17 protein-coding genes are annotated in these 23,132 nt (G+C 69.0%); 4 read left to right on the forward strand and 13 right to left on the reverse strand.

Features of this window, described 5'->3' with window-relative positions; genetic code table 11:
• Window position 1: 1 nt before the first annotated feature.
• The 4 genes from HH212_RS21780 to garD are packed head-to-tail and all read right to left on the reverse strand — an operon-like array spanning window position 2 to window position 5,193.
• The gene (locus tag HH212_RS21780; RefSeq protein ID WP_170204414.1) at window positions 2-1,132 is read right to left on the reverse strand and encodes an L-talarate/galactarate dehydratase; all 1,131 of its coding nucleotides are present in this window, start codon (window positions 1,130-1,132) and stop codon (window positions 2-4) included.
• Window positions 1,129-2,511 carry an MFS transporter gene (locus HH212_RS21785; RefSeq protein ID WP_170204415.1) on the reverse strand — a complete coding sequence of 461 codons (1,383 nt, stop codon included), beginning with the start codon at window positions 2,509-2,511 and terminating at the stop codon, window positions 1,129-1,131. The genes HH212_RS21780 and HH212_RS21785 overlap by 4 nt, the downstream gene beginning before the upstream one ends.
• 18 nt (window positions 2,512-2,529) lie before the next feature.
• Entirely contained in the window at window positions 2,530-3,597 is a 1,068-nt protein-coding gene (locus HH212_RS21790; protein ID WP_170204416.1) for a porin, read from the reverse strand.
• A gap of 54 nt (window positions 3,598-3,651) precedes the next feature.
• Entirely contained in the window at window positions 3,652-5,193 is a 1,542-nt protein-coding gene (garD, locus tag HH212_RS21795; RefSeq protein WP_170204417.1) for a galactarate dehydratase, read from the reverse strand.
• Window positions 5,194-5,515: 322 nt separating this feature from the next.
• Here garD and HH212_RS21800 point away from each other — a divergent pair, with 322 nt between their 5' ends.
• Complete coding sequence (locus HH212_RS21800; RefSeq protein ID WP_170204418.1) at window positions 5,516-6,583, forward strand: LacI family DNA-binding transcriptional regulator; 1,068 nt, start codon at window positions 5,516-5,518, stop codon at window positions 6,581-6,583.
• 63 nt (window positions 6,584-6,646) lie between these two features.
• On the opposite strand, the gene HH212_RS21805 is transcribed toward HH212_RS21800, so the two are convergent.
• From HH212_RS21805 to HH212_RS21840, 8 genes are all read right to left on the reverse strand, one after another.
• Window positions 6,647-6,811 carry a hypothetical protein gene (locus HH212_RS21805; RefSeq protein ID WP_170204419.1) on the reverse strand — a complete coding sequence of 55 codons (165 nt, stop codon included), beginning with the start codon at window positions 6,809-6,811 and terminating at the stop codon, window positions 6,647-6,649.
• Between the two features lie 88 nt (window positions 6,812-6,899).
• Window positions 6,900-10,103 (reverse strand): efflux RND transporter permease subunit, encoded by a 3,204-nt coding sequence (locus HH212_RS21810; protein ID WP_170205609.1) that lies wholly within the window; start codon window positions 10,101-10,103, stop codon window positions 6,900-6,902.
• Window positions 10,104-10,116: 13 nt separating this feature from the next.
• The gene (locus HH212_RS21815) at window positions 10,117-11,358 is read right to left on the reverse strand and encodes an efflux RND transporter periplasmic adaptor subunit (protein WP_170204420.1); all 1,242 of its coding nucleotides are present in this window, start codon (window positions 11,356-11,358) and stop codon (window positions 10,117-10,119) included.
• Window positions 11,359-11,372: 14 nt separating this feature from the next.
• Window positions 11,373-12,632: a TolC family protein gene (locus HH212_RS21820; protein WP_170204421.1), complete on the reverse strand. Its 1,260-nt coding sequence runs from the start codon at window positions 12,630-12,632 to the stop codon at window positions 11,373-11,375.
• A 123-nt stretch (window positions 12,633-12,755) separates the two neighbouring features.
• Window positions 12,756-13,160: a hypothetical protein gene (locus HH212_RS21825; RefSeq protein ID WP_170204422.1), complete on the reverse strand. Its 405-nt coding sequence runs from the start codon at window positions 13,158-13,160 to the stop codon at window positions 12,756-12,758.
• Window positions 13,161-13,202: 42 nt separating this feature from the next.
• Window positions 13,203-14,513 (reverse strand): DUF3422 family protein, encoded by a 1,311-nt coding sequence (locus HH212_RS21830; protein ID WP_170205610.1) that lies wholly within the window; start codon window positions 14,511-14,513, stop codon window positions 13,203-13,205.
• Between the two features lie 75 nt (window positions 14,514-14,588).
• Window positions 14,589-14,915: a hypothetical protein gene (locus tag HH212_RS21835; RefSeq protein ID WP_170204423.1), complete on the reverse strand. Its 327-nt coding sequence runs from the start codon at window positions 14,913-14,915 to the stop codon at window positions 14,589-14,591.
• Window positions 14,912-16,723, reverse strand: coding sequence for a patatin-like phospholipase family protein (locus tag HH212_RS21840; protein WP_170204424.1), 1,812 nt, complete (start codon window positions 16,721-16,723; stop codon window positions 14,912-14,914). The genes HH212_RS21835 and HH212_RS21840 overlap by 4 nt, the downstream gene beginning before the upstream one ends.
• Window positions 16,724-17,102: 379 nt before the next feature.
• Here HH212_RS21840 and HH212_RS21845 point away from each other — a divergent pair, with 379 nt between their 5' ends.
• The gene (locus tag HH212_RS21845; RefSeq protein WP_170204425.1) at window positions 17,103-17,453 is read left to right on the forward strand and encodes a hypothetical protein; all 351 of its coding nucleotides are present in this window, start codon (window positions 17,103-17,105) and stop codon (window positions 17,451-17,453) included.
• Between the two features lie 358 nt (window positions 17,454-17,811).
• Entirely contained in the window at window positions 17,812-18,951 is a 1,140-nt protein-coding gene (locus tag HH212_RS21850) for a GGDEF domain-containing protein (RefSeq protein ID WP_170204426.1), read from the forward strand.
• 76 nt (window positions 18,952-19,027) lie between these two features.
• On the opposite strand, the gene fdhD is transcribed toward HH212_RS21850, so the two are convergent.
• Window positions 19,028-19,891, reverse strand: a complete 864-nt coding sequence (gene fdhD, locus HH212_RS21855; RefSeq protein ID WP_308633221.1) for a formate dehydrogenase accessory sulfurtransferase FdhD — start codon at window positions 19,889-19,891, stop codon at window positions 19,028-19,030.
• Between the two features lie 160 nt (window positions 19,892-20,051).
• Here fdhD and fdnG point away from each other — a divergent pair, with 160 nt between their 5' ends.
• Entirely contained in the window at window positions 20,052-23,123 is a 3,072-nt protein-coding gene (gene fdnG, locus HH212_RS21860; RefSeq protein ID WP_170204427.1) for a formate dehydrogenase-N subunit alpha, read from the forward strand.
• The last annotated feature ends 9 nt before the right edge of the window (window positions 23,124-23,132 follow it).

Genomic DNA, 23,132 nt, shown 5'->3' on the forward strand with positions numbered 1-23,132 from the left:
GTCAGGGGCGCTTGCCGACCTCGACCTGCGCCCGCGTCCACGCGCGCGCCTGCCCGCTCAGGCTGACGCCGATCCCCGGCCGCGCCGGCACGATCATGCGCCCTTCCCTGACCTCCAGCCGTTCGTTGAACAAGGGCTCCAGCCACTCGAAGTGTTCGACCCACGGCTCGCTCGGATAGGTCGCCGCCAGGTGCACGTGCAGTTCCATGGCGAAGTGCGGCGCCAGCATCGCGCCGGCGTTGGCGGCGATCCCTGCCACCTTCAGGAACGGCGTGATGCCGCCGATGCGCGGCCCGTCCGGCATCAGGACATCGGCGCCGCGCGCGCGGACCAGTTCCGCGTGCTCGGCCACGCTGGTCAGCATCTCGCCGGTGGCGATCGGCGTGTCGAACCGGGCCGCCAGCGCGGCGTGGCCTTCGTAATCCAGGCAATCGAGCGGTTCCTCGATCCACACAAGGCCGAAATCCTCCAGCCTGCGGAACATGCGCTGCGCGGTCGGGCGGTTCCATTGCTGGTTGGCGTCCACCATCAGCGGGAAGTCGCCCAGGTGGCGGCGCACCGCTTCCACGCGCGCGATGTCGAGTGCGCAGTCGGGCTGGCCGACCTTCAACTTGATGCCGCCGATGCCGCGTGCGCGCGAGGCGCCGGCGTTTTCCAGCAGTTGCTCCAGCGGCGTGTGCAGGAAACCGCCCGAGGTGTTGTAGCAGGCGACCGAGTCGCGCTGCGCGCCGATCAGCTTGGCCAGCGACAGGCCGGCGCGCCTGGCCTTCATGTCCCACAGCGCCACGTCGAAGGCGGCGATGGCCTGCACCGCCAGGCCGCTGCGGCCGACCGAGGCGCCGGCCCAGCACAGCTTGTCCCACAGGCGCGCGATGTCGTTCGGGTCTTCGCCCAGCAGCACCGGCGCGATCTCGCCTGCGTGCGCGAACTGGCCGGGACCGCCGGCGCGCTTGGCGTAACTGAAACCCAGGCCCTGGTGGCCGTCCGTGGTCTCGATCTCGACGAACAGCATCGCGATTTCCGTCATCGGCTTCTGGCGCCCGGTCAGGACTTTCGCGTCGCTGATCGGCGTGGCCAGCGGCAGGATGCAGGACGAGATGCGCATCCAGGCGATGGTGTCGGCGGCGCTCATTTGACGGGCGCCGGCGCCAGCGATTTCACGAGTTTCACGCGCTTGATGTCGCCGACGATGAACACGTAGCAAAAGATCGTCACCGCGGCGTTGGCGCCGACGAACACCAGCGCGCCGGCGAACGAGCCGGTGGCTTGCAGGATGTAGCCGATGACGATCGGCGTGGTGATGCCGGCGACGTTGCCGAACATGTTGAACAGGGCACCGGACAAGCCCCCTGCTTCCTTCGGCGACGTGTCCGACACCACTGCCCAGCCCAGCGCGCCGACGCCCTTGCCGAAGAAGGCCAGCGCCATCACGGCCACCACCAGCGCGTCGGTCTGGATATAGTTACAGGCGATCATGCTCATCGACAGCAGCATGCCGGTCACGATCGGCACCTTGCGCGACACCGACAGGCTATAGCCGGACTTGGCCAGGCGGTCCGACAGCCAGCCGCCGGTGACGCCGCCGAGGAAGCCGGCGATGGCCGGCAGCGAGGCCACGAAGCCCGCCTTCAGGATGGTCATGTGGCGCTCCTGCACCAGGTACACCGGGAACCAGGTCAGGAAGAAGTAGGTCAGCGTGTTGATGCAGTACTGGCCGATGTACACGCCCAGCAGCATGCGGTTCGACAGCAGCTCCTTGAAGCAGGCCGCCGTGTCGACCGCAGGTGCGGCGCGCACCGCGCCCTTGGCGCGGTCGAGGTCGACCAGGCCGCCGCCCTGTTCGATGTAGGCCAGCTCGCCGGCGCTGAGCGACGGATGGTCCTTCGGCCCGTAGATGGTCTTGAGCCAGACGAAGGAGAGCGCGATGCCGATCGCGCCCATCACGTAGAACACGCTCTGCCAGCCGAACGAATGCACCAGCCAGCCCATGATCGGTGCGAACAGCACCGTGGCGAAGTACTGCGCCGAGTTGAACAGCGCCGAGGCCAGGCCGCGCTCGTGGGTCGGGAACCAGGCCGAGGTGATGCGGCTGTTGCCGGGGAACGAAGGCGCTTCGGCCGCGCCGACCACCAGGCGCAGCACGAACATCGCCATCACGGCGGCGCCGCCGGTGAAGAAGCCGACGGTCCCGGTCAGCATGGTGAACAGCGACCACAGGAAGATGCTGAAGAAATAGGTGATCTTCGAGCCGAAGCGGTCCAGCAGCCAGCCGCCCGGCAGCTGGGCCAGCACATACGACCAGCTGAAGGCGGAAAACACGAAGCCCATCTCGACCGCGCTCAGGCCGAACACCTTGCGGATTTCCGGCCCGGCGATCGAGATCGAGGCGCGGTCGGCGTAGTTGACGGTGGTGACGATGAAGAGGATGGCGAGGATCGCCCAGCGCGTGCGCGTCGCCGGCTTGACCGCGGCGGCGGCGGCCGGCGCGGCGGTAGTCGTGGTGTTCTGCATGGTGTCTCCCGATGGTGGTCAGAACGAATGGCGGATGCCCAGGTTGTAGCCGGTGTTGCCGGTGCCCGATTCCGTATTGTTGGCGACCGTGTAGCCGGCGCCGTTCTTGTTGTGGATGCGCGCATAGGCGGCGTACAGGCCGGTGCGCTTGGACAGCGGATACAGGTAGCCGATGCCCCATTCGGTGGCGTCCTGGTTCAAGCGGGTACGGTCGTCCTTGCGCTGGGTGGAGAACATCAGGGTGCCCGGGCCGACCGGCGCGCGCAGGCCGAGGATCAGGTCGCGCCCGTCGGTGGATGCGGTCGGCCGCACGCCGCCGTACGGGTTGTTGGCATTGCCCAGCGTGGCGCTGTTAAAACCCTTGTCGATCTCGTAGCCGGCGTACACGCGCACGAACTTGAAGTCGTAGTTACCGCCCACCAGGAGGTTGCGGCCGATGTCGTGGTTGACGCCGGTGGCGGCGACGTCGGTGTTCTTGGCGTTGTAGACCAGGGTCAGCGCCAGCGGGCCGTTCTCGTAGGCGACGCTGCCGCCGTACTGGCGCCCGGCCGACAGCGTGGTCTGTTCGCCGGCGCTGTAGGCCAGGTTGACGCTGACGCCGCGCAGCGACGGCGACAGGTAAGTGATGGTATTGCTGGTGCGGACGTTGGTGCCGTTGTCCGGCAACAGGTTCTTCGAGGTGCCGGCATAGCCGGTGCCGAACGGGTCGACGATCTGCACCAGCATCAGGTGGTACGGGGTGTACTGGCGGCCCAGGGCGACCGAGCCGGCCCTGGTCTTGAGGCCGACGAAGGCCTGGCGGTTGAAGATGGTATTCGATGCGTCCAGTTCGCCGCTGTCGATCTTGGCGCCGGTCTCCAGCGTGAAGAAGGCGGACATGCCGTCGCCCAGCTCTTCGCTGCCGCGAAAGCCGATGCGCGAGGCGGCGCCGGCGCCGCTGGTGATCTTGGTGGCGCGGCCGCCGCTGCCGCCGCTTTCGCCGACGAGCGCGGCATCGACGATGCCGTAGATCGCCACGTTGGTCTGCGCCTGGACGGCGGCGGCCAGCGTCATGCCGGCCAGCCCGATGAGTGCTGCCTTTTTCATGCCATGTCTCCTATGTGTTTATCTTTGTATTTGCAGGTGGTGCCGGGCGCTGCTTCAGGTCACCGGCGCCGGATTGAACAGGGCCAGCGCGTTGTGCAGCTTCCAGTGCTCGGCCCAGGTCTTCTTGCGGCCGCTGGCCACGTCGAGGATGAAGTTGAACAGTTCCCAGCCGACGTCGGCGATGGTGGCGTCGCCGGTGGCGATGCGGCCGGCGTTGATGTCCATGAGGTCGTGCCAGCGGCGCGCCAGGTCGTCGCGCGTGGCGACCTTCACCACCGGCACCGCGGCCAGGCCGTAGGGCGTGCCGCGTCCGGTGGTGAACACGTGCACGTTCATGCCGGCGGCCAGCTGCAGGGTGCCGCAAATGAAATCGCTGGCCGGGGTGGCGGCGTAGATCAGGCCCTTTTGCTGCAGCTTGTCGCCGGGCGCCAGCACCCCCGAGATCGGCGCGGTGCCGGACTTGATGATCGAGCCCATCGCCTTTTCGGTGATGTTGGCCAGGCCGCCCTTCTTGTTGCCGGGCGTGGTGTTGGCGCTGCGGTCGACGCCGCCCTTGTCCAGGTACTCGTCGTACCAGGCCATCTCGCGGATCATCGCCTGCGCGGTCTCTTCGTCGGCGGCGCGTGCCGTCAGCTGGTCGATGCCGTCGCGCACTTCCGTCACCTCGGAAAACATGACGGCGGCGCCGGCGCGCACCAGCAGGTCGCTGGCGAAGCCCACCGCCGGGTTGGCCGTCACGCCGGAGAAGGCGTCGCTGCCGCCACACTGCACGCCCACCACCAGCTCCGACGCCGGCACGGTCTCGCGGCGGCGCAGGTTCAGCTCCGCCAGGTGCGTCTCGGCGGTGCGCACGATCGAATCGATCATGCTGCCGAAGCCGACGTGGGCGGCATCCTGCAAGCACACCACGTCGACGTCCTGGGCGCCGCGAATCGGGATCGTCCCAGCCGGGAACAAACGCCCCGGCTGCAGCTTTTCGCAGCCCAGGCTGACCACCATCGCGCGCCCGCCGAAGTTGGGGTTGCGCGCGATGTTGCGCAGCGTGCGGATCGGAATGTCGGCGCCGGGCGCGTCGATCGCCACGCCGCAGCCATAGATGTGCTCCAGCGCCACCACGCCGTCGACGTTAGGGTACTTCGGCAGCAGCTCTTCCTTGATGCGCTTGACCGCGTAATCCACCACGCCGGCCACGCACTGCACGGTCTGGCTGATGGCCAGCAGGTTGCGGGTGCCGACCGAGCCGTCGGGATTGCGGAAACCCTCGAAGGTGTAGCCTTCCAGCGGCGGCAGCGGTGCGGGCTTGCTGGCCGGGCGCGGCAGGTCGTCCAGGCCGCGCGCCGCCGGCATGCCGACCAGCGATTCCTCGATCCAGGTGCCGCGCGCGATCGGCACCAGCGCGAAGCCGATGGTGACGTTGTAGCGCAGGATCGCTTCGCCCTGGGCGATGTCGCGCAGCGCGACCTTGTGCCCTTCCGGCACGCGCGTCAGCAGGGTCAAGCCATCGGGGAAGACGGTGCCTTCGGGCAGGCCGCCGGCATTGACCACGATGGCGACGTTGTCGTTGTCGTGCATGCGGATGATGCGGGGTGTGTTCATGCTGTTCTCCAATTGCCGTCTCGGGCGCCGGCCGGCGTGAGGTGCCGGTCTATTTATATGATTGCGCAATCATTTCAATGTAACAAAGCAGGATACAAGCCGTCCAACGGCAGGAAATCGGCGGAACACGCAAATGACACCGCAATCATTCCGGATCAAAAAAAGATGCCTTCACCGGCACCCTGCGCGATTTCCGTGATCATACCGCCATGGCATCCCGCCCCTGACCTTGGGTATGATACCGTAATCATTTATGAAAGCAAGCGAAAGTCCGGACCTTGCCAGCCTTGCATCCGCGCCATTACTGAACAGATCGACACGCATGAACGACCTCTCCCTTCCCGAATCCAGCGCCGCGCCGGCGGACGACGCCGGCGCCGGCGAACGTCCGAAAAGCATCACGCTCAAGGACGTCGCGCGCCTGGCCGGCCTGTCGCCGATCACCGTGTCGCGCGCGCTGCACAACCCGCGCATGGTCAAGCCCGAGACCATCGAGAAGGTCAAGCAGGCCGCCGCCGTCATCGGCTACATCCCCAACCTGCTGGCCGGCGGCCTGACGACGAAACGCAGCCGGCTGGTGGCGTCGATCGTACCGCAGCTGTCGAATTCGATGTTCGCCGAAACCGTGCAGGGCTTGAACGACGAGCTGGCGGCGCACGGCTACCAGCTGCTGCTGAGCGTGTCCTCCTACTCGCGCGCGACCGAGGAAGAACTGTTGACCGGCATCCTCAGCCGCCAGCCGGACGGCGTCGTGCTCACCGGGATCAACCACCATCCGGGCGTGCGCAAGAAGCTGCTGGCGATGGGCATTCCGGTGGTGGAAGCCTGGGACATCTCGCCCACGCCGATCGACATCGCGGTCGGCTTCAACCACGAGCGGGTCGGCGAAGCGGTGGCCCGCTACCTGCTGGACAAGGGATTCAAGCGCTTCGCCTCGGTGTGCGGCACCGACGAGCGCGCGGTGCTGCGGCGGCGCGCGCTGGAGGCGGAACTGCGGCGCCACGGCATCGAACTGATCGCCAGCCACGAGGTGCCGCCGCCGACCACGCTGGCGCTGGGCCGCCAGGGTTTATACGCGATCCTGGAAGGCGGCCACCGGCCCGACGTGGTCGTGTGCAGCTCGGACGTGCTGGCCCACGGCGCCCTGATCGAAGCCGGCGCGCGCGGCATCGCGGTGCCGGACCGGCTCGGGATCATGGGATTCGGCGATTTCGATTTCGCCGCGCATACGCATCCGGCGATCTCGACGGTGTACGTCGACAAGCGCGGCGTCGGCACCCGTGCGGCGCGCTGCCTGATCGCCAAGATCGAAGGCCGGCGCCTGGACGACCAGGTGATCGACGTCGGTTTCAAGCTGGTGGAACGGGATACCACGCGCATCGGCGGCTGAGGCGTTGCGCCGCCGATGCGCGGGTCAGGCAGGGCTCAGTGCAGGCAGCTGAGTGCCCGCAGCTCAGTGCTCGCACATGATGTTGCCGTCGGCGTCGACGCGGTTGCCGTAGGCGAGCAGCCAGGACTGGAACACGCGGTGCAGGAACGACGGGCGGGCGGTGCCGGCGCTGCGCGCCGACTGGGTCATCGGGGCGCGGCCGAGGGTTGCTGCGTGCTGGTTGGACATGGTCGACCTCTTTCAAAAAACGCTGGACAGTGGACCAGTCTAAACAGATGCGCCGCATATTCCCAATCACCGGTTCCAATACCCCCCATCAGCCGCGGGCATGACCGCCGCCGCGGCCCGCTGCGTCATCACTGCGCCCAATGACCGTGATATACAGCGCCGGCAGGATCAGCAGCGTCAGCAGCGTCGACGACAGGATGCCGCCGATGACCACCGTCGCCAGCGGCCGCTGCACCTCCGCACCGGTACCGCCGGCCAGCGCCATCGGCAGGAAGCCGAGCGAGGCCACCAGCGCCGTCATCAGCACCGCGCGCAGGCGCGCCTCGGCGCCCTGGCGCATCGCCGGTTCGGCCGCCATGCCCTGGTCACGCAGGCCGCGCACGAAGGCGATCATCACCAGCCCGTTCAGCACCGCCACGCCGGACAGCGCGATGAAGCCGACCGCCGCCGAGATCGACAGCGGCAGGCCGCGCAGCCACAGCGCCAGCACGCCGCCGCTCATGGCGAACGGAATCCCGCTGAACACCAGCAGCCCCTCCCTGAGGCTGTTGAACATCAGGTACAGCAGCGCGAACACCAGCGCCAGCGCCGCCGGGATCACCAGCAGCAAGCGCCGGCTGGCCGCCTGCAAATTCTCGAACTGGCCGCCCAGCGCGATCCAGGTCCCGGCCGGCAGGGTTTCCTGCGCCAGCGCCGTTTGCAGCGCGCCCACGAAGGAACCCAGGTCGCGCCCGCGCACGTTGGCCGTCACCACCACGCGGCGCTTGCCGTTCTCGCGGCTGACCTGCGCCGCTTCCGGCGCCAGGCGCAAGGTCGCGATCTCGGACAGCGGAATGCTGGCGGCGTGGCCGTCACGCGCGCCGCGCCCCGCCGGCAGCGCGATCGGCAGCCGCGCCAGGCTGTCGACATCGTTGCGCACGCCCTCCCCCAGGCGCACCGCGATGGCGAAGCGGCGGTCGCCCTCGAACACGGTGCCGATGGCGCGCCCGCCCACCAGCGTGCCGAACGCTTCCTGGACGTCGGCCACGTTCAGTCCGTAGCGCGCGGCGCGTTCGCGGTCGACGTCGAGCAGCAGCGCCGGCAAGCCTTCGGTCTGCTCGACCTTGATCTCGGCCGCGCCCTGCACCTGCTCCAGCACGCGCGCCACCTGGCGCGCCGCCTGCGCCATCGCGGCCTGGTCGTCGCCGAACACCTTGACGGCCACGTCGCTGCGCACGCCCGAGATCAGCTCGTTGAAGCGCAGCTGGATCGGCTGCGAGAACTCGTAGTTGTTGCCGGGGATGCGCGCGGCCGCGGCGGCGATCGCCGCCACCAGTTCGGCGTGGGTGCGGCGCGGCGCCGGCCAGTCCTCGACCGGCTTGAGCATGATGTAGCTGTCGGCGGCGTTGGGCGGCATCGGGTCGGTCGCCACCTCGGCGGTGCCGATGCGGGCGAACATGCGCTCGATCTCGGGAAATTCGCGCAGCAGCGCCGCTTCCAGGCGCTGCTGCATCGCCACCGATTGCTGCAGGCCGGTGCCGGGGATGCGCATGGTCAGCACCGCCAGGTCGCCCTCGTCCAGGTTGGGCGCGAATTCGGTGCCGAGCCGGGTCGCCAGCAGGCCGGAGAGCAGCACCGCCAGCACGGCGAAGGTCAGCGCCACCGGACGGTTGCGCAGCGTTGCCTCCAGCAGCGGGCGGTACAAGGCGCGCGCACGGCGCATTAGGCGGTTTTCATGGCCATCTTCATGTCCTTCTCCCGGTGCGCGTCCATCCTCCCGCACCGACTCTCGCACGAAGAGCGCCAGCGCGGCCGGCACGAAGGTCACCGACAGCAGCATCGCCGCCGCCAGCGCCATCACCACCGTGATCGCCATCGGATGGAACATGCGGCCCTCGACCCCGTCCAGCGCGAAGATCGGCAGGTACACCGTCATGATGATCAGCTGCCCGAACAGCAGCGGCCGGCGCACTTCGACCGCCGCCGCGGCCACCACCGCCAGCCGTTCTTCGCGGGTCAAAGCGCGTCCAACGCCGCGCGACGCCAGCCCCAGGCGGCGGATGCAGTTCTCGGCGATGACCACGGCGCCGTCGACGATGATGCCGAAGTCGAGCGCGCCAAGACTCATCAGGTTGGCGCTGACGCCCGCCTGCACCATCCCCGTGAACACCATCAGCATCGTCAGCGGGATCACCAGCGCCGTCACCAGCGCCGCGCGCAGGTTGCCGAGGAAGGCGAACAGGATCGCCACCACCAGGATCGCGCCTTCCAGCAGGTTGGCGCGCACGGTGGCGATCGCCTTGTTGACCAGCACCGAGCGGTCGTACACCGGCAGCGCCTGCACGCCCGGCGGCAGCGAGCGGTTGACCGCCTGCAGGCGCAGGCGCGCCGCCTGCGCCACCGCACGACTGTTCTCGCCGACCAGCATGAACACCGCGCCCAGCACCACTTCGCGGCCGTTCTCGGTGGCGGCGCCGGTGCGCAGTTCGCGCCCCGGCTCGACCTCGGCCACGTCGCGCACGCGCACCGGCGCGCCCTGCACCACGTCCAGCACGATATTGCGGATCTCGTCGAGCGACTTCACCTGGCCGGGCGTGCGCACCACCAGCTGCTCGCCGCCGCGCTCGATGTAGCCGGCGCCGGCATTCGCGTTGTTGCGCTCGATCGCCTCGACCAGCACGGCCAGCGACAAGCCGTGCGCCGCCAGCTTCGCCATGTCCGGCGCCACCTGGACCTCCTTGCGGTAGCCGCCGATGGTGTTCACCTCGGTCACGCCGGGCACGCCGCGCAGCTGCGGCGCCACGATCCAGTCCTGGATGTCGCGCAGGTCGGCCGGGGTGTACGGGCTGCCGTCGGCCTTGCGCGCGCCTTCGCGCGCTTCCACGGTCCAGTAGAAGATCTCGCCCAGGCCGGTGGCGATCGGCCCCATGGCCGCATCGAGTCCCGCCGGCAGGCCGCTCCTGGCCTGCTGCAGGCGCTCGTTCACCAGCTGGCGCGCGAAGTGGATGTCGGTGCCATCCTCGAACACGACCGTCACCTGCGACAGCCCGTACTTCGACAGCGAACGGGTCTGCGCCAGGCGCGGCAGGCCGCTCATGGCGGTCTCGATCGGGAAGGTGACGCGCTGTTCGACCTCCAGCGCCGAATAGCCCGGCGCGCCGGTATTCACCTGCACCTGCACGTTGGTGATGTCGGGCACGGCGTCGATCGGCAGGCGCCCGTAGTGGACGATGCCGGCGCCGGCCAGGCAGGCGAACGCGAACAGGACCAGCCAGCGCCGCGCGATGGCCAGTTCGATGAGCCTGCGGAACAGGCTGTCCTGCGCTTCAGTCCTCATGTCCGGCCTCCCCCTTGCCCAGGTCCGCCTTGAGCAAAAAGGCACCGGCCGCCGCATACGGCGTGCCGGCCGCCAGGCCCGCGACGATCTCGGTGCGCCTGCCGTCGCTGCGTCCGGTCCTGACCTCGCGCGCCGTAAAACCGGCGGCGCTGCGCACGAACACCACACTGCGCTCGTGGATGGTCTGCACCGCCTCGCTCGCCACCGTCACCGGTGCCGCGTGCGCCGGCCCGAGCAGGTCGATGGTGGCCAGCATGCCGGGTCGCAGGCGCAGGCCCGGGTTCGGCAGCACCGCGCGCACGGTGGCCATGCGCGTTTCTTCCCCCAGCACCGGACCGACGTAGGCCACCGCCCCTTCGACATCGCGCGCGAGCGCGCCGGCGCTGACCCGCAACGGCATGCCGCTGCGTACCTGGCCCAGGCTGGCGCCGGGCAGCGCGGCCTCGACCCAGACCCGCGACAGGTCGGCCACGGTGAACAGTTGCCGGGTCTCGTCGACCGCCTGGCCGGCCACGGCCGGCTTGTCGACCACCACGCCCGCCAGGGGGGCGCGCACGGTCACGCTGCTGGAGACCGCGCCGCCGCTGTCGGCGATGCCGAGCGCCGCCAGCCGCTGGCGCGCCGCCTGCACGGCGATCGCCGCTTCGCCGTGCGCCGCGCGCGCGGCCTCGAGGTCCTGGCGCGCCGAGATGCCCTGCTCCCACAGCGCCTGTTCGCGCTGCAGGGTGGTGCGCGCCAGGGCCAGGCGCTGCAGCGCGGCCGCGTGCTCGGCGCGCCACTGGGCTGCGGCCGGGCTGCGCAACACCGCCAGCGCCTGGCCCTTGGCGACGCTGTCCCCAGGCGCCACCGGCACCGACGCCAGGATGCCCGGCGCCGGCGCCGCCACGGCCACCGTGCGTTCGGCATCGAAGCGCACGGTCGCCGGCAGGTGCAGCCGTTCGCGGATCGAGGCCGGCCCGGCACTGTCGACGGCGATGCCGTTGGCCTTGACCTGGGCGGCGCTCATGGCGACGGCGCCGGCGCCGCCGTCGTGGCCATCGTAGCCTTTGTGGCCGGCGCCGCCTTCGGGTTCGCCCGCCTGTTCGTAGCGGTCGTCGTGGCCGTGCGCATCCAGGTGCGCCGCATGGCCGTCCTGCGCCGGCGGCGCCGGCTGGCGCCACAGTATCAGGGCGGCCAGTACGGCGGCGAGCGCGCACATCGCGGCGATCGCCAGTTTCTGTCGTTTGTTCATGTTGGTTGTCTCGTTCATTGTGGGTCGGCGTCGCCGGCCAGGCGTTCGATGTCGGCCATGGCGCGCCAGGCCTCGAGCACCGCGTCCGACCGGCGCAGCTGCGCCTGGTGCCAGGTGCGCTGGGCATCCAGCACGTCCAGGAAGGAAAACTTGCCGTACTCGAAGCCCTTGAGCGTGAGTTCGTAGGCGGCGCGCGCCTGGGGTACCAGCTCGTCGCGCAGCAGCGCGGCTTCGGCGCGCGCCTGTTCGATCCGGGCATGGGCGGCGGCCAGGGCAGCGCCCGCTTCGACGCGCGCGGCCTCCAGTTCGTCGCGCGCCTGGTCCTGGCGCCGCAGGGCGGCCGCCAGGGCGTCGCTGCGGCGGTCGAACAGCGGCAGCGGCACCGACAGGCCGATCACCGCCTGGCGGCGCGCGCCGACGCGGCCATCGAATTCGCCGGCCTGGTCCTCGCGCTGGCTGCCGACCGACAGCGTCAGGTCGGGAATGCGCGCGGCGCGCGCCACGCCGGCCTGGGCGCCCTGCAGCGCGAGCCGGCCGCGCGCGCGCCGCACCGGGGCGGCATCCTCGACGCGCGCCAGCAGCACGGACAAGGGCGGCGGCGCCGGCAGGCCGTCTGCCGGCGCCACCGGTTCGATGGCGTCCGCCGGACGGCCGATCAGCGCGCCCAGGCGGGTGCGGGCGATGGCCAGTTCGCCGTCGGCGCGGCGGACGGCGCCGGCGGCGTCGAGCGCGGCCAGGCGCGCGCGGGTCTCGTCGAGCGGCGCCGCCTTGCCGGCGGCGACGCGTTTGGCGGCGACGTCAACGCCCTGGCGCGCCACCTCGGCCAGCGCCTTCGCCAGCGCTTGCCTGTCCCGTGCGGCCAGCAGCGCATGAAAGGCGGCGGCGACGTCGGCGCGCACGGTGCGCCGCAGCGCCGCCAGTTCGCCGTGGGCCAGCGCCGCCGCGCTTTCGGCCAGCATGATGCGGGCGCGGCGCTTGCCGCCCAGTTCGATCGGCTGGTCCAGCTGGAGGGTGGAGGTGCTGCTGCCGGCGCGCTGGCCTTCGCGCAGGAAGGAGAGCGTCGGGTTCGGATAGCGGCCGGCCTGCGCCGCCTCGGCGTCGCCGGCGGCGGCTTCATGGATGGCGGCGCGCACGCCGGGCTGTTCCAGCGCGAGGCGGATGGCGGCGCGCAGGTCGATGGCGGCCGAAGCGGATGCGGCCGGGTCGGCCGCAGCGGCGCACGCCGAAACGATGGCCATGGCCAGCATGGCCGACGGCTTGATCAATGCATGCATGGATGCTCCTGATGTCGATGGATGGCGATGTCGGATCAGGCGCGCAGGCGCACGCATGCCGGCCCGGTGGCCGGATTGCGGAGCCGCTGTTCTAGTGAAGGAAAAAGACGGACAGCCTGCGCGCTACTGGGCGGCGGCGGTCCATTGAGGCCGTTCGGGCCGGGGCGCCGGCCTGGATGCCGGGAATGCGGCCGGCGGCGCGCTGGCCGCGTCTGCAAGGCGCTCGACGCCCACGGCGACGGATGCCGAAGGCAAGGTCAGGATATGGCCGAACATGCAGGCGGGACAATGCGGATCGGCCGGGCCGGCGCCGTCGTCGGCGGCTTGCAGCACGGCGGCCTGCAGCATCGCGACCTTGGCCGCGGCGATCTGCGGCGAGGCCTGCGCCCCTTCGGCGGCATGGTGCGTCACCCCGGACGCCGTCGATGCGTAGCAGGCGTCCGCCATCGCCAGGGCGACCTGGAACGGGTAGACGACCAGCAGCAGGATCAGGATCCAGCGGCGCATGGAATGGAAAGGGGTGGACATCGATTCCGAATGTAGCAGGCCCGGACGCCGCAGGCAAGCGCGTCAGCCGTGCGTGCGCTCGTGCATGCGCCGGTGCATCCTGCGCAAGCCCAGCCACACCACGGCCGCCACCACCGGCACCAGGGCGCCGGTCGCCACCTCGGGATTCAGGTGCGCGCCGAGCGCCTTGGCCGCCTTGCCGGCATAGCCGAGCAGGCCGACCACGTAATACGAGATCGCCGCCACCGACAGGCCCTCGACCGCCTGCTGCAGGCGCAGCTGCTGGGCGGCGCGCCGGTCCATCGATTGCAGGATGCGCCGGTTCTGGTCTTCCTGCACGATGCTCACGCGGGTGCGCAGCAGGTCGTTGACGTTGGCGATGCGCCGGCCCAGCGCGTCCAGGCGCGCCGCCACCGCCTCGCAGGTGTTCATCGCCGGCGTCAGGCGGCGGTCCATGAATTCCTCCACCGTCGGCACGCCCTCGGTACGCACCTCGCGCAGTTCGTCGATGCGTGCCTTGACCAGGCGGTAGTACGCCTTGGAGGCCGAGAAACGGTAGCCGTGTTCCAGCGACAGCCGTTCCAGGCGCGCCGCCAGCGCCGTGATCCGGCCCAGCAGCGTCTGGTCGTCAGCCGCGGCGCCGTCCACCATGCGCGCCGCCAGCGTCGCCAGCTCGGCTTCGATGTCGTCCAGCGCGGCGCCCACGGTGCGCGCCACCGGCAGCCCGAGCAGGGCCATCATCCGGTAAGTCTCGATCTCCAGCACGCGCTGCGCCAGTCGCCCGGCCTGCTGGGCGCGCATGTCCACGTCGCACAGCACGAAGCGCGAAAAGCCGTCGGGATGGATGATGAAGTCGGTCCACAGCTCGCCGCCCTGCATCACGCGCGCCCCGACCAGGCCGCCGCCCTCGAAGCCGGCCTGCAGCAGCGCCGGATCGGCGGCGCCGCGCGCCAGCAGCACATGGCTGGCCGCGATCAGGCGCCCGTGCAGCGCCAGGATCCAGGATTGCGGCAGCTGCGCCAGCGGCATGCGCGCGAACGCCGCGCCGGCATCCGCATCGGGCGCGGCCTTGTGGGTGATGGTGTAGGTGGCGAATTCGGTGTGGCATTCCCACTTCAGGCGGAAGCGGCCGAAGTCGTGATAGAAGTGGTTGGCCGCCACGTGCGGCGCGGCCACGCCGAAGTGCGTGCACAGCTGGGCCAGCAGCGCGTGCTGGCCGGACGCGTGGGCGCTGCGCGGGCCGTCGCCGTCCCGGTACACCGCCAGGTGCGTGATCGCTTCCGGCGCTTCCAGGCGCAGGAAGGGACGCGAGTGGATTTCGGCGGCCAGCGGAATGCGCTGGGGGTGGCTCAGGCTCTGGTAGGCGGTGGTCATCGGGGGCGGCGGATCGGTCGACCCATCCATTGTAGCGGTTGTCCGCCCACCTGTGCGGCCGCCCCTGCGCCGGTCTCAGTGCGTGGTACGGGTTTGCTCCTCCTGCGGCCGTGCCTGCACTTGCGGCTGCGGGCTGGCCGGCGAGCGCAGGGCGGCCGCCTCGTCCGGCTTCATCGCCGTGATCCTGACGTCCTTCACGCGCCAGGCCTTCTGCCCGGGACTGTGCGCGGCTTGCTGCCCGCGCCCGGCATCGTCGGCCAATTCGCTGCGGCCCTCGATGTGCACCGGCAGCGTACGGCCGCCGCTGTCGAGCTCGGCATCGACCGTGCGCCAGCGTACCAGCGCCTGCGGCACCGCCGGGTCGCCGCGGCGCATGCCGTACAGGACGGCGCCGTCGATCACCAGCCGCCCGCGCCCGCCCACCGTCCGGCAGGCGGCGCCGGTAGCCGCGTCGTCCGCGCTCGCACCCGGGCCTGCAGCGGCGCTGGCGCAGGCATCCGCCAGCGTGCTGTCCAGCGCGCCGCACAGCGGCTCGAGCTGGCGCCGCAGGGCCAGGTAGCGCCGCGCCTGGCTGCGCCCGTGGTCGCCCAGCACGCGTTGCAAATGCGGATCGCGGTCGAGCTTGGAGGTCGCGCCCAGCTGCAGCCCGGTCGCCGCCTCCAGGCCGTCGGAATCCATGACGATGCGGTCGACCCGCACCGGCTTGTCGCGGCGGCGCCCGCGCAGGTTTGCGGCGCCGTCGTCGCGGCCGTCGCCCGCGCTGCCGTCCGCACCGTTCCCGCCAGCGCCGCCGGCGGCCGCCCCGTCCAGCCCGCGCCGTCCAGCCCGCGCCGTTCGCGTTCGCGCCGCAATGCGTCGCGCAGTTCGCGCCGCAGTTCGCGCTTTTCCCGCTGTTCCTTCTCGATGCGGCGGTTGACGGCGTCGACGAAGCCGATTTCCTGGTTCAGCGAGAGATTGCCCGACAACGCGTTGCGCAGGTCCCAGATCTCGCCGCCCGACATCACCAGCTGGCGCGCGCTGCGCGGCAGCGGCCCCGGTTCGGTCCTGGCCTGGTAGGGGTTCAGCTGCACCACCCAGATCTCGTCCGGCTTCCTGGCGTCGTCCAGCAGGCCGGCCAGGAAGTTGCGGATCGGCGGATTCTGCGACAGCTGGCCGTCCCACAGCATCAAGCCCCTGGGCGCCAGGGTGTCCTGGTCGGTACCGGCCACGGCCTGCGCCTGGAACAGCCACGGCACCGCGGCCGAAGCCAGCACGGCGCCCAGCGTGATGCCGCCGTCGTCCGGCGCGCGCTCCGAACTGAAGGCCATGAAGTCGCCCTCGTGCAGCTCGACCGCGCCCAGCAGCAGGTGCGGAATGTGGCGGGTGACGGACTGCACCGCCGCCGCCAGCGCCGCCGGCGGCGCCAGGCTGTCGGCGTCGATGCCCTGCCCCTCGTGGAACGCCGGCGGCGGTGCTCGCCAACGCTGCACGGCGGCGTGCAGCAGCGTGCCTTCGCCGATGCCGAGCGCGTCCATGCGCGCGCGCAGGCGCTCCAGCGCGCCCAGCCGGGCGCCGATGCGCTCCTCGATGGCGCGGCGGTCGGCCGCGTAGCGTTGCCGGCACGGGGTATCGGGAGCGAACAGCGCCGCTTCCAGGTGGCTGCGCACCCAGCGTTCGATCTCCAGCGGGATGCCGGCGAACTCGCCCAGCGCCGCCACCAGCGGCCAGTCGACGCACGGCGCCAGCAGCCGCGGCAGCGAAAAATAGTCCGGCCGCATCCACGGATTGGCCGGCCCGAGGCCGCTGGCGATCAGCGGCCACGCGGTGCGGTTGAACCAGGTGGCGCACGCCAGCGGGAATTCGTACGGGCTGGACTTGATGTCCCAGCCGGCCAGGCCGGCCGAGTCGCCCAGCGCGCGCCAGAACCGGTTCAGGCCCCATTCGCTCCAGCCGATGGCCGCGTTCTTGTGCCAGAAATCGTCCAGCCCCTGCTGCGCCTGCGCCGCGCCGCCGGTGACGAAACCGTAGCAGCCCAGCAGCGCGCTGATGGCGCCGCCGGAGTTGCCGCTGATGGCGGTCAGCACCGGCGCATCGGGCGCCGTTTCGGTGCCGGCCTCGCGGTGAGCGTCGAAGCCGGCGCGCGCCGCGCCGAGATTATCGAATTCGCGCAGCAGCACCGGCAGCACGCCGCCGGCAAGTACTTGACTAGAAATAAATGTGAATTTTGGCAAACAGAACCGGATGCGTTGCAAGGCGGCGAGTGCAACGCAGTGCGAGCACTGCTAGCAGGAGCCAACGCAGCAACGCGCCGGTTATGGCAGCCAAAAACACATTTATTTCTGGGCGAGTACTTACACGCCGCATGACTACCGCCGCCCTGGCAGGCAATCGCGATGCCCTTGTTGATGCCCTGTGTGATCGCCATCGGATTCTCCCTGGGCCTGCGCCCGCCGTTCGCTGCCGTTCCTGCCGGCTGCCGTTCGTATTAGGCAGATGGCGCCGGCGGTCGTTCCAGGGTGAGCCGGCTTGTGCGGCGGTTTATTTATTTTTCGTGACGCATCACGATTAACAAGGAATAATACGGCATCGACATCATCCCCGACCCAGCCCATGAAACAGCCCGACGACCGCCGCACCATCGAACTGCCGCTCGACCCCGCCGCGCCGCGCAAGCGCGGCCGGCCACCGAAGGAAGACGCCATGAGCGACGCCGAGCGCGCGCGCCGCTACCGCGCCCGCCAAAGGATGCTGCCCAGGGACGCGTGGAACTACGAGCAGGTGACGGCGACGGCGCGCGCCGAGATCGAACGCCTGCTGGACGGCGCAGGCGTCAAGCCGGCGGCGGAAGCGGAGCTGGTCGGCCAGTGGGCCTACGGCATGTTCCTGCTGTGGGACCGCATGACCGCCCAGTGCCAGCGCGAGGCCGACCGGCGCGCGCTGCTGGCGCTGGTGTCCGGCTGAAATCGGGGCGCAGTGCGCGACCGTCGCTGCGGTCGCAGCGGTTCAGCAAAGGAAAGGCGAGATATTGAACAAGACTTCGACGCTTATGCATGCTGCATGCGCGTCGTTATCGTCAAATGACAACAAATTTATGCGAAAGTGATAAATGGTGAGGATGTTCGTACTCAAATCTGTCAAAATCACGACGATGGATTTGTTGCTGCCCCGCGTCACCCACCCGTGATCCCACTCCCGCCGAATCCGCCGAATCGCCTGCCGACACGAGGCCGAGCACGCGCTGCGCGCTCTTGCGCTTGCCTGGCGGCATGACCACCGAAACCCAGCACGGCACCGAACCGGCACGTCCAGACAGCGAACAATGGAGATCAACGCATTTACCGGCGAATTTGCCGACCGCACGACCGAAGCTGCCTTCCTCGCGTACAAACTGCCGCAGACGCGCGCCCTGCTCGGCTTCACCCTGGCGTCGTGCGGCCTGTTCTTCCTGTTCTTTTTCGCCACCGACCTGGCCTCGGTGCACTCGGGGCCGACGCTGACGCTGCTGTTCTTCGGCCGCCTGACGGCGGCGCTCACCGCCGGCGTGTGCTCGTGGCTGGCATACCGGCGTTCGCTGCAGGTCGCGGCCACGCGCTGGCTGGCCAGCATCAGCAAGGTCGTGGTGTTCGGCTGCTTCATGCTGGTCTCCATGCTGCGTCCGCACGAATACCACTGGCACGCGATGTCGATGTCGGTGATGCTCAGCGCGGCCTACCTGTACATTCCGAACCGCCTGGCCTACGCGGTCGCGCTGTCGCTGGGTGCGACCGCGCTGTTCACCGCCATGGCGCGCGAGTTCTACGAGATCCATCCGGCCGACAGCCTGACCATGAGCATGCTGCTGTTGCTGGCCAACGTGTTCGGGGCGCTGGCGGCGCGCCGCTTCAACATCGTCTCGCGCGAGGAATACCGCGCCCACACGGTGTTCAAGCATGCGGCCGAGCGCGACCACCTGACCGGCTGCCACAACCGGCGCTACCTGCACGAACACCTGATGGGACCCGGGCGCGAAGCGCTGCCGGGCCGGGCGCACCGGCTGGCGGTGCTGCTGTGCGACATCGACCACTTCAAGCAGATCAACGACACCTACGGCCATGCCGACGGCGATGCGGTGCTGCGCGCCTTTGCCGTGCTGCTGCGCGAGCGCATCCGTTCGCCGGAAGCGACCGTCGTCCGCTACGGCGGCGAGGAATTCCTGGCGGTGCTGCCGGGCATGGACCTGGACGGCGGCGTGCGCCTGGCGGAGCAGCTGCGCGCCACCTTCGCGGCCATGCAGACGCCGTCCGCCGACGGCGCCCTGATGCTGCGCACCACCGCCAGCTTCGGCGTGGCCGCGACCGACCTGCCGCAAGGCGCCGGGCCGACCACGCTGCGCGACCTGATCTCGGCGGCGGACAAGCTGATGTACCAGGCCAAGCGCAACGGGCGCGATCGCGTGGAGGCGTTGCAGCTGGCGCGGTGACGTGTTCAACCAACGCACGCACCGTTTGAACGCGTGGACGGCGAAGCCGCCTCGCCGGCCACGTCCACCCTACCAATCACGCGCCGTCGTTTTCCAGCCCGAGCAAATGCTGCGGATGGGTATAGCAGACGAAATCCGCGCCGCGCGCGAACGCCAGCAGCGTCATGCCGGCGGCATCCGCCAGCTCGACCGCCGCCAGCGTCGGCGCCGACATGCCGACCAGGGCCGCCACGCCGGCGGAAATCGCCTTTTGCGCCATCTCGAAGCTGACCCGGCTGGTGATCAGCAGGAAGCCGTCGCGCGGATTCGCGGCGCTGCGCGCCATGGCGCCGATCACCTTGTCCAGTGCGTTGTGGCGGCCGACGTCCTCGCGCACCACGCGCAAATCGCCGTCCATGCCGCACCAGGCGGCGGCGTGGGCGGCGCCGGTCAGGCGCGTCAGTTGCTGGCGCGCGCCGATCGCGCCCAGCGCGGCGCGCACGCCGGCCGTATGGAAACCCTGCGACGGCGCCAAGGGTGCAAGCGGCCGGCACACCTGCTGCAGGCTGTCCACGCCGCACAGGCCGCAGCCGGTGCGCCCGGTCAGCGAACGGCGCCGCTCCTTCAGGCGCATGAAGGCGCCGCTGGCGATCTCGACCTGTACCTCGACGCCATCGGCGCCGTTGACCACGTCGATGCCATAGCATTCGCCCGGTTTTTCGATGATTCCTTCGCTCAGCGAAAACCCCAACGCGAAGTCTTCCAGGTCGTCCGGTGTCGCCATCATCACGGCGTGCGATATCTCGTTATATACTAACGCTATCGGCACTTCGTTTACCATTGAGTCTTGCAATGATTGCAACGTGCCGCCCCGCATTCGCACGACTTGGCGCGATACTGCGGAGGGCGGCAACGATGGTAAGGAATCGTCGTTCAGAGGCAAGTCATTCATGAGGTCCATGATCAATTTCGTCACATTTCGCACCGATAAGCAGCTTGCCTGTTGTGGAAATTACGTATTTTCGACCCAAAATGGATCATCGGCGGCATTTTAGCACCTGCCCCGTTATGCCCAAGTGATAAACTCGGGAAACAAAAGCTCCCTTAACACAAGGATTTTTATGAACCAGATGTCAAGGCGTCAGTTCCTTCGGGTAACTGGCGCTACCATCGCAGGCTCGAGCCTGGCGGTGCTTGGCTTTGCTCCGGCAACGGCTTTGGCCGAAGTCCGGCAGTACAAGCTGGCCCGCACGACCGAGACCCGTAACACCTGCCCGTACTGCTCCGTCGGTTGCGGCATCCTGATGTATGGCCTGGGCGACAATGCCAAGAACGTCGCCGCCAGCATCATCCACATCGAAGGCGACCCGGACCATCCGGTCAACCGCGGCACGCTGTGCCCGAAAGGCGCTTCGCTGGTGGACTTCATCCACAGCCCGAGCCGCCTGCTGGAGCCGGAATACCGCGCCCCGGGCGGCACCGAATGGACCAAGATTTCCTGGGACCAGGCGCTCGACCGCATCGCCAAGCTGATGAAGGCCGACCGCGACGCCAACTTCATCGAGAAGACCGCCGACGGCAAGCTGGTCAACCGATGGCTGACCACCGGCATGCTGGCCGCGTCGGCCGGCAGCAACGAAACCGGATACATCACCCATAAGACCATCCGGTCGATGGGTATGCTGACATTCGATAACCAGGCGCGTGTTTGACACGGTCCGACGGTGGCAGGTCTTGCCCCGACGTTTGGCCGTGGTGCGATGACGAATCACTGGGTCGACATCAAGAATGCCGATGTCATCCTCGTCATGGGCGGCAATGCCGCCGAAGCACACCCGTGTGGTTTCAAATGGGTCACCGAAGCGAAGGCCCATAACAAGGCGAAGCTGATCGTGGTCGATCCGCGCTTCACCCGTACCGCGTCCGTCGCCGACTACTACGTTGCGACGCGTACCGGCACGGATATCGTGTTCCTGGGCGCGATCGTCAACTATCTGCTGACGAACGACAAGATCCAGCACGAGTACGTCCGCAATTACACGGACATGCCGTTCATCGTGCGCGAGGACTTCGCGTTCAACGACGGCATCTATTCCGGCTACGACGAACAGGCCGGCAAGTACGCCGACCGCACCAGCTGGAACTACGAGATCGGCGAGGACGGCTTCGCCAAGGTCGACCCGACCCTGGAACACCCGCGCTGCGTCTATCAGCTGATGAAGACGCACTATTCCCGGTATACGCCGGAGATGGTGCAGCAGATCTGCGGCGTCGCGCCCGAGCAGTTCCGCAAGGTCGCCGAAGCCCTGGCCTCGACCGCCGTGCCGGGTCGCGCCGGCACCATCCTGTACGCGCTGGGCTGGACCCACCACTCCACCGGCGCCCAGACCATCCGCCTCGGCGCCATGGTCCAGCTGCTGCTGGGTAACATCGGCATCGCCGGCGGCGGCATGAACGCGCTGCGCGGCCACTCGAACATCCAGGGCCTGACCGACCTCGGCCTGATGTCGAACCTGCTGCCGGGCTACATGACGCTGCCGTACGAGGGCGAACAGGACTACGACAAGTTCATCGAGTCGCGCGCCTCCAAGGCCCTGCGTCCGAACCAGCTGAGCTACTGGAGCAACTACAAGAAGTTCCACGTCTCGTTCATGAAGTCGTGGTGGGGCGACGCCGCCAACGCGGACAACAACTACGCCTTCGACTACCTGCCCAAGCTGGACAAGCCGTACGACCTGCTGCAGGCGATCGAGTTGATGCACCAGGGCAAGATGAACGGCTACATCTGCCAGGGCTTCAACGTGCTGGCCTCGGCGCCGAACAAGGCCAAGGTGCTGGACGGCCTGTCGAAGCTGAAGTACCTGGTCATCATGGACCCGCTGGAAACCGAGACCGCCGAGTTCTGGAAGCCGCATGGCGCCTTCCACGAAGTCGACCCGGCCAAGATCCAGACCGAGGTGTTCCGCCTGCCGACCACCTGCTTCGCCGAGGAGCGCGGTTCGCTGGTGTCGTCCTCGCGCGTGCTGCAGTGGCACTGGCAAGGCGCCGAGCCGCCGGGCAAGGCGCGTTCGGACATCGAGATCATGGCGGACCTGTTCCTGCGCATGAAGAAGATGTACCAGACGGACGGCGGCAAGTTCCCCGACCCGATGCTGAACCTGACCTGGCCGTATGCCAAGCCGCACAGCCCGACCCCGGAAGAGCTGGCCATGGAATTCAACGGCAAGGCGCTGGCCGACGTGCTCGATCCGAAGGACCCGACCAAGGTGCTGGCCAAGAAAGGCGAGCAGCTGGCCTCGTTCTCGCAATTGCGCGACGACGGTTCGACCACGTCCGGCAACTGGATCTGGACCGGCTGCTGGACCCAGGGCGGCAACCAGATGGGCCGGCGCGACAACAGCGACCCGACCGGCATCGGCAACACCCTGCTGTGGGCGTGGGCCTGGCCGGCCAACCGCCGCGTGCTGTACAACCGCGCTTCGTGCGACACCAAGGGCAAGCCGTTCGACCCGACCCGCAAGCTGGTGGGCTGGAACGGTACCAGCTGGAGCGGCGCCGACGTGCCCGACTTCAAGATCGACGAGGATCCGGTGGGCGGCATGAACCCGTTCATCATGAATGCCGAAGGCGTGGCGCGTTTCTTCGCCCGCGGCATGATGAACGAAGGTCCGTTCCCGGAACACTACGAGCCGTTCGAGAACCCGCTGGGCAAGAACCTGATGCACCCGAACAACCCGCGCGCGACCAGCAACCCGGCCGCGCGCGTGTTCCCGGGCGACCGCACGCAGATGGGTACGGCGGCCGAGTTCCCGGTGGTGGCGACGACCTACCGCCTGACCGAGCACTTCCACTTCTGGACCAAGCACTGCCGCCTGAACGCGATCGTGCAGCCGGAACAGTTCGTGGAGATCGGCGAGGCATTGGCGGCGCAGATCGGCGTGGCCAGCGGCGCCACGGTGAAGGTCAGCTCGAAGCGTGGCCACATCATCGCCAAGGCCATCGTCACCAAGCGCATCCGGACCCTGAAGATCGGCGGCAAGGACACCTACACCGTGGGTATCCCGCTGCACTTCGGCTTCAAGGGCTTGACCAAGCCGGGCTACCTGACCAACACCCTGACGCCGGTCGTGGGCGACGCCAACTCGCAGACGCCGGAGTTCAAGTCGTTCATGGTGAAGGTCGAGAAGGCATAAGGAACGCGG

The organism is Massilia forsythiae (assembly GCF_012849555.1).
Lineage (GTDB): Bacteria > Pseudomonadota > Gammaproteobacteria > Burkholderiales > Burkholderiaceae_D > Telluria > Telluria forsythiae.